The 12,706-nt window shown below is 38.7% G+C and carries 12 protein-coding genes; 10 read left to right on the top strand and 2 right to left on the bottom strand.

Annotated features, from left to right (window positions below):
• Nucleotides 1-2: 2 nt before the first annotated feature.
• Nucleotides 3-1,403 (bottom strand): cysteine--tRNA ligase, encoded by a 1,401-nt coding sequence (cysS, locus tag B1sIIB91_RS01060; protein WP_095687796.1) that lies wholly within the window; start codon nucleotides 1,401-1,403, stop codon nucleotides 3-5.
• A 9-nt stretch (nucleotides 1,404-1,412) separates the two neighbouring features.
• The gene (locus B1sIIB91_RS01065; RefSeq protein ID WP_095687797.1) at nucleotides 1,413-1,595 is read right to left on the bottom strand and encodes an LSm family protein; all 183 of its coding nucleotides are present in this window, start codon (nucleotides 1,593-1,595) and stop codon (nucleotides 1,413-1,415) included.
• Nucleotides 1,596-1,688: 93 nt separating this feature from the next.
• Between B1sIIB91_RS01065 and fdxA the strand changes: the two genes are divergently transcribed.
• The 10 genes from fdxA to mtrA all read left to right on the top strand — a co-directional run bounded on the left by fdxA (nucleotide 1,689) and on the right by mtrA (nucleotide 12,706).
• Complete coding sequence (gene fdxA, locus B1sIIB91_RS01070) at nucleotides 1,689-2,009, top strand: ferredoxin (protein WP_095687798.1); 321 nt, start codon at nucleotides 1,689-1,691, stop codon at nucleotides 2,007-2,009.
• 12 nt (nucleotides 2,010-2,021) lie between these two features.
• The gene (gene dapC, locus B1sIIB91_RS01075) at nucleotides 2,022-3,062 is read left to right on the top strand and encodes a succinyldiaminopimelate transaminase (protein ID WP_223298633.1); all 1,041 of its coding nucleotides are present in this window, start codon (nucleotides 2,022-2,024) and stop codon (nucleotides 3,060-3,062) included.
• Nucleotides 3,059-4,030, top strand: a complete 972-nt coding sequence (locus tag B1sIIB91_RS01080; protein WP_095687800.1) for a nucleotidyltransferase family protein — start codon at nucleotides 3,059-3,061, stop codon at nucleotides 4,028-4,030. Before dapC ends, B1sIIB91_RS01080 begins: the two co-directional genes overlap by 4 nt.
• Nucleotides 4,031-4,165: 135 nt before the next feature.
• On the top strand, nucleotides 4,166-4,432 hold the full coding sequence (locus tag B1sIIB91_RS01085; protein ID WP_095687801.1) for a WhiB family transcriptional regulator: 267 nt from the start codon (nucleotides 4,166-4,168) through the stop codon (nucleotides 4,430-4,432).
• Between the two features lie 8 nt (nucleotides 4,433-4,440).
• Nucleotides 4,441-7,560 carry a glycosyltransferase family 2 protein gene (locus B1sIIB91_RS01090; protein ID WP_095687802.1) on the top strand — a complete coding sequence of 1,040 codons (3,120 nt, stop codon included), beginning with the start codon at nucleotides 4,441-4,443 and terminating at the stop codon, nucleotides 7,558-7,560.
• Nucleotides 7,557-8,888 carry a DUF5719 family protein gene (locus B1sIIB91_RS01095; protein WP_095687803.1) on the top strand — a complete coding sequence of 444 codons (1,332 nt, stop codon included), beginning with the start codon at nucleotides 7,557-7,559 and terminating at the stop codon, nucleotides 8,886-8,888. The genes B1sIIB91_RS01090 and B1sIIB91_RS01095 overlap by 4 nt, the downstream gene beginning before the upstream one ends.
• Nucleotides 8,889-8,927: 39 nt before the next feature.
• Entirely contained in the window at nucleotides 8,928-9,278 is a 351-nt protein-coding gene (locus B1sIIB91_RS01100; RefSeq protein ID WP_095687804.1) for a DUF3499 domain-containing protein, read from the top strand.
• 39 nt (nucleotides 9,279-9,317) lie between these two features.
• Nucleotides 9,318-10,664, top strand: coding sequence for a phosphomannomutase/phosphoglucomutase (locus B1sIIB91_RS01105; protein WP_095687805.1), 1,347 nt, complete (start codon nucleotides 9,318-9,320; stop codon nucleotides 10,662-10,664).
• An 89-nt stretch (nucleotides 10,665-10,753) separates the two neighbouring features.
• Nucleotides 10,754-12,031, top strand: coding sequence for an adenosylhomocysteinase (gene ahcY / locus B1sIIB91_RS01110; RefSeq protein ID WP_095687806.1), 1,278 nt, complete (start codon nucleotides 10,754-10,756; stop codon nucleotides 12,029-12,031).
• The gene (gene mtrA / locus B1sIIB91_RS01115) at nucleotides 12,032-12,706 is read left to right on the top strand and encodes an MtrAB system response regulator MtrA (protein ID WP_095687807.1); all 675 of its coding nucleotides are present in this window, start codon (nucleotides 12,032-12,034) and stop codon (nucleotides 12,704-12,706) included.

The raw sequence follows: 12,706 nt of genomic DNA on the forward strand, positions 1-12,706 counted from the left end.
AATTAAATTAACCACTCCCAACTTTGCCCATCTTTACTGTCTCTAACTACCACTCCGACTTTAAGCAGTAATCCCCGTAGTCGATCACTTTCTGTAAAGTCACCTTTATTACGTGCTATTTGTCGCTGATCAAACAAACTTTGAGCATCTGATGTTAATTCACCCTTACCTAGTGATGGCTTAAGTAGGTCTAACCCAAATAAATCATCAACACATTTAAAAATTTCATACTTAACTCCATCACTTAAAGTCTGAGCTTTTTCAATACTTCTTAACTTCTGTAGCGCCCTTGGTGTATCTAAATCTGCCGAAAAATCTGCACTAATCTCATCTATAAATCCTTGTGCCTGTTTTTTATCTAATGATTTATCTTTCGCCCAAGTTGCAGTTTTATCTCGCCAACGCTGAATTAATAAATGAGCAGCTTTTAAACTATCCCAACTTAAGTCCATCTGACTTCTATATCTGTTTTCTAGGAAGCAAAGCCTAAGTGATAGTGGGTCTAAATGCTTTGAAATTAAATCTGAAACTAAAACTACATTCCCAGTACTTTTAGCCATCTTACGGCCTTCAAATAAAAGATGTTCACCATGAACCCAGAGTGCTACCGCCTCATTATTTATAGATGAGTTTGATTGAGCACGTTCATTTTCATGATGAGGAAATCTTAGATCTATCCCGCCTAAGTGAATATCTACAAACTCATCTAAATAATGTAGTGACATCGCCGAGCATTCAATATGCCAACCTGGAAATCCTGGCCCCCATGGTGAATCCCAAATCATTTGGGTTCGACCTGCTGCTGCTTTCCAAAGCGCCCAGTCAGCATGAAATTTTTTAGCGCCACCTTCAGTGTATTCAAAATTATGACCAGGCTTAAGTGCATCTAACCGATTTCCACTAATAGCGCCGTAACCTTGATATGACTGAGCTGAGAAGTAAACACAGTTATCACTACCAACGTATGCATGATCAGTATCAATTAATTTTTTTATTAAATCATGCATAAGCGGTATACAGCCGCTAGCTTTTGGGTATAAATCTGCGGCATTAATATTTAAAGATTTAAGATCTTGATGAAATCTACTTTCATAAAATTTTGCAACCTCATATGGATCTTTTGCTTCAGCTTTGGCTTGTGCCAATATTTTATCTTCTACAAAATCCTCTGACATGTGACCAACATCGGTAATATTTTGAATGAACTTAACTTGATAACCAGAATGCTTCGCTAACCTGGTGATTAAGTCTCCAAGTAAGAAAGTACGCATATTTCCAACATGGGCATCGCGATAAACAGTTGGCCCACAGCTATAAATTCGTAAGCTCTTACCGTCACTACTTTCTACTATTTGTAGTTTTCGCGATTTAGTATCAAATAATTGAATTTGATTATTACTCATTTAGGCAGCTCATTTATTTTCCACTACTTTCCAAACCGCTATTTTGGCTGGATCAAAGGTAACGATGCTGCCATCCTTCTTTCTCACTGTGTTTTCGCTCTCTAAAATACCGAGAATATCCCGATAGCCACCAGATGGATCATGCAGGCGGATACTCACCTTTTCTCCGATCTGCGCCGCTGATGGCTGCATCTGCTCTCCTCTATTAAACTCATGCCTTGATCAGGTAAGAGTTACTGGCAGTATTCTCTACCTATCTAGGCAAATACAACTGTAAGGAGAAGCGTGACCTACATAATTGCTCAACCGTGTGTTGATGTTAAAGACAAATCTTGCATCGAAGAGTGCCCAGTTGACTGTATCTATGAGGGTGATCGCATGCTTTATATCCAACCTGACGAGTGTGTTGATTGCGGTGCGTGTGAGCCGGTTTGCCCAGTTGAAGCTATTTATTATGAAGATGATGTGCCATCGCAGTGGAAGCAATACAGTGAAGTTAATACTAAGTTTTTTGTTGAGATTGGATCCCCAGGAGGAGCAGCCAAACTTGGCGCAATTGGTAAGGATCATCAAATAGTTGCTGCACTTCCTCCGCAAGAGAAATAAGTTTTTCTGAAACTGCCAGATTTTCCCTGGGATGTCCTGGCGCCTTATGCAGTTATAGCAAAAAGATATCCAGATGGTTTCATTGATTTATCTCAAGGAACACCAGTTGATCAAACCCCAAAATTTATTCAGGAGGCGTTAGCAGCTGCCAGTAATTCACCTAGCTATCCACTTACTGCCGGTAGTGAAAAATTAATAAGCGCAATTAGAGATTGGTCAGTAAAGAATTTAAAAGTTAGTGGTGACTTCGATGTTTTACCTACGATTGGTTCAAAAGAGTTAGTAGCACTCTTGCCAACACTGCTGCAAAGCAAAAAAGTCTTATACCCAAAAGTTGCCTATCCAACTTACTTAGTTGGCGCCCTGATGGCTGGGGCAGAGGCGATAGCAGTAGATGCTTCAGCAGATGATTGGAGTGCTGCTGATTTAGCCTGGATTAATTCACCATCTAACCCAACGGGTGAGGTATTAACGGATGATCAGGTATTACAAGTGATTAATTGGAGCCGTAAAAATAATGCAGTAGTTGCAAGTGATGAGTGTTATTTAAGTTTTTCATCAAATGCTAAATCAATACTAGAGCTAGCAAAAGGTGATAACACTGGTCTGTTAGCTGTTCACTCATTATCTAAAAGTTCAAATATGGCCGGGTATCGAGCAGCTTTTATAGTCGGAGATCCCAAGTTAATTGATCAGATTCGCCAGATTAGAAAACATGCTGGACTTATGGTGGCTTCCCCAGTTCAAGCCGCAATGATTGTTGCTCTTTCAGATAATGCCCATGTAGCAGAGCAAGTAAATAGATATAGCAACCGGCGAAATATTTTAAGTTCTGCATTAAATAATGCTGGCTTTACTATCGAACATAGTAAGGCTGGCCTATACATATGGTGTGCAAAGGGTGAAAACTGCTTTAAAACAGTTGATTGGTTTGCCAGCCGTGGCATTTTAGTTACCCCAGGTAGCTTTTACGGAGATGATAACTTTGTCAGAGTGGCACTTACAGCAACTGATGAAAATATTAATAAAGCTAGTGAACGGATTAAATCTTGAGTACTAGCGCAATTTTATTAGTTGGTGGTAAAGGAACTCGACTAGCGCCAATAACTAATCAGATACCAAAGCCAATGTTGTTAGTTGCTGCTGTGCCATTTACAGAGCATCAGATTAGAAAGGCAGCAAGTGCAGGTATTAATGAGATAGTGCTAGCAACCTCATATAAAGCTGAGCTCTTTGAGCCATATTTTGGTGATGGCGCAAGATTTGGCATCAATATTAAGTACGCTTTTGAAAGCAGCGCCCTTGGCACAGCAGGTGGTATTAGAAATGCGGCAGAGTTACTGAGCCCATGTGATCAAGTAGTTATATTTAATGGTGATGTATTAAGTGGGCATAGTTTGTCTAGCCAGTTAAAGTTTCATAAGGATAATAATGCAGAAGTGACTTTGTATCTAACTAAAGTAGAAGATGCTCGAGCTTACGGCTGTGTTGAGTTAGCAGCAGATAACAGTGTTAAATCCTTTTTAGAGAAGATGGAAAATCCAGTTAGCAATTTAATTAATGCTGGTTGCTATATTTTCAACCGTAATATTATTGATAATATTCCAAAAGGTAAGGTAGTAAGTGTGGAGCGAGATACTTTTCCATCACTTTTAAATGCTGGAACTAAGGTCTATGGCTATTTAGATAACTCATATTGGCTAGATATCGGCACTCCGGCCGCACTTGTTAAGGCATCTGCAGATTTAGTTACTGGTGTTATTAAATCTGGTGCCACTTTAGAGCACACTGGAGATAGAATAATTTCAGATACCGCTGTTATTAATAGTTCAGCTCTGATAAATAATGGATCCGTCATTGATGGTGAAGTTATAGTTGAAAGTGATACCCAGATAAGTGGTTCAATCATCGGAAAAGGTGCGAAAATAGGTAAAAATTGCAAAATAATTGACTCAATCATTGCTCCAGGTACTCAAATTGATGCGGGAATGGTAGTAATTTCGAATTATTTAGGGTTTTAATTTCCCCAATTTGACCTCTCTCCACTTGACTTAATAGAGTTACAAGCGTGTAATTATCCTATTAGCGGGCACACCCTGGCCCTATAGGAACTAGCAGCTACTAAGCTTCTGGTACTCAGATTTATAAGGAGAGATATGTTAGAAAAAGATGCAGCCCTTGCGGCCCTAGTAGTTTCCTCAGAACAGCTTTCATGGCAGGAGCGGGCGCTTTGTGCTCAGACAGATCCAGAGGCATTTTTTCCTGAGAAGGGTGGTTCAACTAGAGAGGCTAAGCGAGTCTGCCTTTCCTGTGAGGTTCGTTCTGAATGTCTTGAGTATGCGTTAGCTCATGATGAGCGATTTGGAATTTGGGGTGGATTATCAGAACGTGAGCGTCGACGCTTAAAGCGCCGTAGCGCTTAAAATAACGGGTGGCTGAAAAGCAGAGCACCGGGGGCCTAGCCCAAGTAGAAGACCAGTATGTAAGTGCAATTCTCATTACCCATGACGGTGCAACTTGGCTTAGTGAAGTTGTTGCAGCACTTTCATCACAAAAGCACCCAGTTGATCAAATAATTGCTGTTGATACTGGTTCAAAAGATAACTCAGTTAAATTACTAAGTAACTCTGGTATTGAGGTAATTAAAAAATCACGAAGTACAGGTTTTGGCGCCGCAGTTAGTGCAGCTGTTGCAAAGTTACCAAAAGGTAATCTTAAAGATGGTGAGCAAGAGTGGCTTTGGATTTTACATGATGACTGTGCACCTGATCGTTATGCATTAGCTAAATTATTAGAGGCAGTTGTTAGTCGTCCGCAAGTTGGTATTGCCGGACCAAAAATTTTAGGTTGGTATGACCGCAAACATATTTTAGAAGTTGGAATAAGTATTACTGAGAATGGTTCAAGATGGACTGGCCTAGAAGATCGCGAATATGATCAAGGCCAGCACAATGATGTTGCAACTGTTCTTGCGGTTTCAACAGCTGGAATGTTAATTAAGCGCTCGCTATTTGAAGAGCTAGGTGGATTTGATCCCAGCCTTGAATTGTTTAGAGATGATATTGATTTAGGTTGGCGAGCACATATCGCAGGGCATTCAGTTATTTGTGTTGGTGAAGCAATTATTTATCATGCCGAAGCTTCATCATCTGAGCGGCGTTCAATTGATGTAAAAGATGCAATTTTACATAGGCCGCTACTACTAGATAGACGTAATGCCGCTTTTGTTTTACTTGCTAACTCAAGTTGGTGGATCCTACCTTGGGTAGCAATTCAGCTTTTAGTCACTTCATTGGGTAGATCATTTATTTATTTACTAGCAAAACTACCTGGGTATGCAGCTGATGAGATTGCAGCAATTGGTTTATTAATTTTTAAGCCAGCAGATTTAATTAAATCAAGAAGATATCGCAAAAGAAATAGAGTTTTAACCCCCAGAGTAATAAAACCATTTATCCCACCACGCGGGGCTCAGGTGCGAGCAATTATTGAAAGAGTTGCATCTTCAATTCTAAATGCCTTTAAACCAGGAAAAGTTGATCAACCAATTAAAAGAGTAAAAAGTTATTCAGAAATTGGTGTAATTGATGAAAGTTTTGATGAAATAGATTCATTTACTACTCAAAGATTTAGTAAAATTAAAGCCTTAGTTAAGCAACCTTTGTTATTTGGTGTTTTAATTACTTTGACCATATCAATATTTTATTCACGAAATAGATTTGGCTCCCTTTCAGGTGGCGCACTTGCGGTTGCACCAGACAGTGCGATGCAATTAATTTCTTCATATGTAGATTCATGGCATTTAGTTGGTCTGGGTAGTAGTAATCAAGCACCAGTCTGGCAGCCAATTATTGGAATTTTATCTTTAATAACTACTGGTAATCCTCAAATATTTTTAGCATTACTTATGTTTTTAACTCCACTAATTTTGTTTATATTAGCTTATAGAGCAGCTAGATCGTATGCCTTAACAAATTACTCATCAGTTTTTGTTGCTTTTCTTTATGCATTCTCACCCGTAGTTCTAGCCTCAATAAATCAAGGACGCCTTGGCACAATTGCAGTTGCAATATTTCTACCTGTACTTTTGCAATTATTAATTAAAAGTAAACTAGTTGAGGATCTCACTTGGCGAAGAACCTATTTAGTAGCCTTAGTTGCAGGGTTGGCTAGTGCTTTTTCAGAATTATTTTTACTTGGCTGGGTATTTATACATTTTATTTTTATACTAAATTACTATCTAAGCAGTACTAATTGGCGAACATATAAATGGAAAGAGATTCTAGATAATTTAAATAATAATGAGATTAAAAAGCGTTTTACCATATTAATTACACCATTTTTAATGAATCTTCCAATCTCATTATCATTAGTTACTAATCCAATTACCTCACTACGTGAGCCTGGTCTAAGCATTGCATCAGGTGATCAATTATCTGTTTTAATGTTTAATCCTGGTGGATTAACTTCGCCACCTCTTATTATTTTTGCGCCATTTCTGATTTATTTATTAGTTTCCTTGGCCTCTATTGATCAAAGAAAGCCAGCAGTAATTTCGCTGTTAACCCTTTTATTTGCTATCACTCTTAGCTCCTATTACATAGAAGGAAATAGCAGTGAATCTCAACGAGTATGGAGTGGCCCATTAATTGTTTTTGCCCAATTACTCCTCTTACTATCTGTTTTTGCAGTAGGTGAGCGATTAATACCACAACTGCGCCGATCAAATTTTGGGTTTAGGCACATAGCATCAGTTTTAACCACCGTTATAACAATTTATTCAATAATTGCCGTAACACTTTGGACAACAACTGTGGGGGCAAATTCCTTAGTAAAAACTGATCAAGAGCAAGTAGTACCAGCATTTATTTCCGATTTGGCTAACACTAATGAAAAACCTAAAACTTTAGTGATACGTAAGAATAAAGAGCAATTGCAATATTTCATTACTCGTGGCGGAGATTTGCAATTAGGAAATGCTGATATTGCAATTAAAACTCCCGAACAGGTGCATAAAGTGATTGTTGAATTAGTTAACGGAGTTGGATCTACTAGCAGTCAGGTTTTAGGCTTTTACGGTATCCAATATATATTTATGAAAGATCCAGCAGATGCTGGACTGTTAAGAACAATTGATGGAATTGGTGGCTTTACCAGAAGCTCTGCAACAAAAGATGGAGTGGTTTGGAAAGTTAATAATGCCCTAGCCAGAGTTACGTATCAAAGTGATCTTGGAAAATACATTACTTTAAATTCAACAGATAGAGCATCTACTGCCTACGTTCCAGGACCTGGCGTAGTATTTTTAGCAGAACAATTTGATAAGTCATGGCAATTACTACTAAATGGAAAACTAATTAAGTTAGAACAAAATCAATTCGGTGTGCCAGTATTTAAAATTCCAGAAGCAGGTGATATCTCTTTGATACATAATGGAGTTTCACGTAGAGCTTGGATTTCATTGCAATTAATAATTATTTTAACGGTTATTGTCCTAGTTCTACCAGCTGGGCGAAAGCGACGTGAGGTTCCACTTGAGGAGCTGGTATGAAATTTAAACCGCTAAATTTTAGGGTAATTGCGCTAATTTTAACTATATTTTTATTGGCTGCTGCTACATACTTTGCCCCAGAAAAAAGTGATCAAGTTAAATTAACTTCTACTTATCCAGCAACAGTTTGCCCCGCAATTGGTAATAAAGTTTCATCTATTGCTGCTTTGACTAATTCAAAGGTTAATCGCCGCCTAGTTGATGGCAGGAGTAAGAAACTTAATCCAGGTAAAAGTAGTGTGATTGCCTTAACGAAAGAAGCAGTATTAGTTGAGGGTAATGCAGGTACAGCAATAACTTTTGCAAATAATGCTTGGAAATCTGTTGTGCCCTGTTCAGTTAGTAACGGAATGCAATGGTTTGTTGGTGGCTCTGGAGCTTTAACGAGTAAGTCTTTTCTTTATATTGTTAATAGTGGATTTAGTGAGTCTGTAGTAGATCTTGAAATATTTACACCAAACGGTGCTTTAGAGCCAAGGAGCGTATCTATTCCACAAAATTCAACAAAGAAATTATCGGTTGATTCACTTATCCCCGGTGAGGACATAATTGTTATTGGCGTTAAAACAATATCTGGACGAGTTAGTTCATATCTATTTGATGAAAGAAAAAAAGGACTTAAGTCACTTGGCGCCGATTTTATAGCACCGATTGGATCTAGTAGTAAGAAAGTAACTATTTCTGCAATATCTGGTTTAACTAGGAAATTAGTTTCCCAAGCTAATTCTGCCTCACACTCTATGCGCTTATTAGTACCAGGAAAAATTGATGCAAATATTAGCGTCACAATTAATTCAAATGATGGCAACTTTGTGCCAATTGGTTTAGCGGAACTAAATGTAAAAAGTCAGCGCGTTTTAAATATTCCATTAACATTTGCTCCAACTAATCAGGCATTTTCAATTATTATTGATTCTGATCAACCACTTCTTGCATCAGTTCTTTCAACGTTTACTTATGGTAAAAGTAGTGAGATTGCCTGGGCTACAGCTGCTGATGATTTAGCTAAATGGAGTGTGAATCTAACTGGATCAAGACCAACCCTAACTTTTTCAGGCAAAAAAATTAATGTTGCAATTAGCGCAACCGGTATAAATGGTAAAAAAATAACAGAAACTGTCACCGGATCTAACTTTGCTATCTGGAGGCCACCGGTTGGATTAAACCGATTACAAATAACCGCAAATACTAAGGGTATTTCTGGCGGTGTAATCTTTTTACCCGAGGTTGGCAGTATCGGTAGTAGCTACATTCCAATGAATAATGGTGCGAACTTAGAAACAGCATCAGAGCCGATTGCCGATGCCAGCGTAATTACACGGGGCTAAATCCCAACTTTTATAGCAATTGAGCATTAACCTGTTCATATGAGAAAGTTATCTGGACGTAGGTGCTCACGGGCAAGTTGTACTAGCGCTGCAATTAAAACCCTTACCTATATCTACTCTGACTCAACTGCAGTTCTTGGTCCACTTTCAACCTATGCAGAACCACATAATTATGATCTATGCGCGGTACATAGTCAGCGGTTAACTGTGCCCGTTGGTTGGAATGTAATTAAAGAAGAAGTAATCGATCATAACAGTGGACCAACAGAAGAAGATTTAATGGCGATTGCTGACGCAGTCCGCGAAGTAGCCAATACAGATTTAAACAGTAAGTCAATGCAGCCTGAATTGGGTAGACGCGGCCATTTGCGGGTATTACCTTCTAATTAATTTTTAAATTCCTCTCCCAAGGCCTAAGTTAAGAGTCTTATGTTAGAAAAAATTATCAAGGCATATGACATCAGAGGTTTAGTTAAAAATGAAATAACTCCTGATTTTTCCTTTGCACTTGGCGTAGCATTTGCTAAATTTCTAGAGTATGAACGAGAGCCAGCAACAATTGTGGTTGGTGAAGATATGCGTGAATCCTCACCACTATTAGCTGATGCATTTACCGATGGTGCGACTAGCCAAGGAATGGATGTAATCAGAATAGGACTTGCCTCAACAGATATGTTGTATTTTGCATCTGGAAAATTAAATCTACCCGGCATTATGTTTACAGCTAGTCACAACCCAGCAAAATACAACGGAATGAAACTATGTAAAAGTGGTGCTCGCCCGATTGGACAAGATACCGGCTTACTAAATATTCGTGAATTAATTGAAAAAGGTGTTCCAATTTCAAACAGGCCAGTTGGCTCTTCTAGAAAAGAAAACCTATTAAAAGATTATGCTAATTATTTATTTGCACATTTTCCTAAAAATACATTTAAAAAGCGAAAACTAAAGGTGGTAATTGATGCCGGAAACGGAATGGCTGGTTTCACTGCCCCAGCTGTAATGGCAAAGCTAGATATTGACCTTATTGCGATGTACTTTGAGTTAGATGGTAATTTTCCAAATCATGAAGCTAATCCAATTGAGGCGAAGAATTTAAAAGATTTACAAAAGCGAGTTAAAAAAGAGAAAGCTGATATCGGTTTAGCCTTTGATGGAGATGCTGATCGCTGCTTTCTAATTGATGAGAAAGGTGGATTAGTTAATCCATCCGCGCTAACAGCGCTAATTGCCGTTCGCGAGTTAAAGGCCAACCCGGGAGCTAGCATTATCTACAATCTAATCTCATCTAAAGCTGTTCCCGAGGTTATTGCTGAAAATGGTGGAGTTGGTATCAGAAGTCGGGTTGGGCATTCCTATATTAAAAGCATGATGGCTCAAACTGGCGCTGTCTTTGGTGGTGAACATTCTGGCCATTTCTATTTCAATGATTTTTGGCGAGCAGACTCGGGCATGCTTGCCGCACTCTATGCACTAGCTGAATTAATGGGTAGTAACTCCACACTCTCTGAGTTACTGAAGCCATACAACAGATATATATCTAGTGGTGAAATAAATACCAAAGTAAAAGATGTGACAAAGTCTATTTCACGCATCCGTGATAAATATCATGGTAAATATCAAGTTGATGAGTTAGATGGTTTAACTATTACAGCTTCCACCTGGTGGTTTAACCTAAGACCATCAAATACAGAGCCGTTACTTCGATTAAATGTGGAGGCCGATACTGAAAAAGAGATGATTAAGATTAGGGATGCCGTATTAGCCTTGATCTAAAGGTGATAAAAACCTTTCAGGCAGGGTATCTTTATCCCCTAACCACTGATTAAAACCATTGATTAAGTAATCAAATTTATAGGAGAGTAATGAGTACAACGACTGTAATTAAAAGTGATGTTGCTAATCCTGAACTAGCAAGTGAAGGAAAGAAGAAAATTGAGTGGGCAGCGAGAAATATGCCAGTACTTGCTCAAATTAAAGATCGCTTTGTAAAGGAAAAGCCATTCACAGGAATGAGAATTGCTGCGTGTATGCATGTCACAACTGAGACAGCCAACTTAATGTTAGCGTTAAAGGCAGGCGGTGCTGATATTGCACTCTGCGCTTCAAATCCACTTTCAACACAGGATGACACAGCAGCAGCTTTAGTTTTTGAATACGGTATTTCAGTTTTTGCTAAAAATGGTATTGATCGTGAGGGTTTCTATAAACATTTAAACTCAGCTTTAGATATAAAACCACAATTAGTATTTGACGATGGATGTGATTTAGTAAATGTAATTCACACATCAAGAACAGAATTAATTGAAGGAGTCATGGCTGGCTGTGAGGAGACCACAACTGGTGTAATTCGACTTAGCCAAATGGCTAAAGATGGTGCCTTAAAGTTTCCAATGATTGCAGTTAATGACACTGACACGAAACACATGTTTGATAATCGATATGGAACAGGACAATCTACTTTTGATGCAATTTTCCGCGCTACAAATACATTAATTGCTGGAAAGATCGTAGTTGTTGCTGGATTCGGTTACTGCGGTAAAGGTGTTGCTGAACGGGCAAAAGGGCTAGGCGCAGAGGTAATCGTTACAGAGATTGATCCAACTAAAGCTTTAGATGCATTGATGCAAGGTTTTAGAGTTATGCCAATGACAAAGGCTGCAGCAGTTGGTGATTTATTTATTACGGTCACTGGTAACCGAGATGTCTTACGTGATGAGCATTTTAAGCAGATGAAGGATGGCGCTATTTTGGCTAACTCTGGTCACTTTGATATTGAAATTGATGTGGCTTGGCTTGAGAAGAATGCAAAAGAAAAGAATTTAAAGATGAGACACCAAACCGATGAGTACGTAATGGCAGATGGCCGCAGGATTCTTCTAATTGCCGAGGGAAGACTTGCAAATTTAGGCGCAGCAGAAGGCCATCCAGCATCAGTTATGGATATGTCATTTTCTGATCAAGCACTTACCGCTGAGTGGTTATTAAAAGCTGGTACGGGATTATCTGCTGGATTACATGAAGTCCCAGTTTCAATCGATAAAGATGTTGCAAGGTTAAAGTTAGAGAGTATGGGATCTACGCTAGATGTATTAACTCCAGCGCAAGAGCTGTACTTAAACTCTTGGGAACACGGTTCTTAAATGCCATTAGTCATGGTCGTTGATGACGACCAAGACTTAGCTGAGATGCTTAGCATCGTCTTAACTGGTGCTGGCATGGAAGTTGATTTAGTAAATCGTGGCGATCAAGTTATGGATCTCTTTAATTCCCATACCCCTGATTTAGTTTTATTAGATGTGATGTTGCCAGGAATTGATGGCGTTGAAGTTTGTAAAATAATTCGTGAAAGTTCAATGGTTCCAATTGTTATGTTAACTGCAAAAGGTGACACTCAAGATGTTGTATTAGGTCTAGAGGCTGGCGCTGATGATTACATGGTAAAACCTTTTAAACCACAAGAGCTAGTAGCACGAATTAACACAAGATTACGGCGAAGTACCAAAGTCGGTTCACTTTCAATCTTTGATTTAGTTATTGATCAACTAGAGCATAAAGTTTTAAAAGATGGAAAAGAAATTGCTTTAACTCGTTTGGAGTTTGATTTATTAGCTACTTTGGCTAAAGAGCCAGGCAGAGTCTTTACTAGAGAAGCTCTTCTAAGTGAGGTATGGGGCTATCAACATGCAGCTGATACTCGGTTAGTCAATGTGCATGTACAAAGATTACGTTCAAAAATTGAGTCAGATGCAGATAATCCAGAATATGTCTTAACTGTAAGAGGAGTTGGATATAAAGCTGGAGCAGCAAAGGCTTAG

This window comes from Candidatus Nanopelagicus abundans, assembly GCF_002288305.1.
Taxonomy (GTDB): domain Bacteria; phylum Actinomycetota; class Actinomycetes; order Nanopelagicales; family Nanopelagicaceae; genus Nanopelagicus; species Nanopelagicus abundans.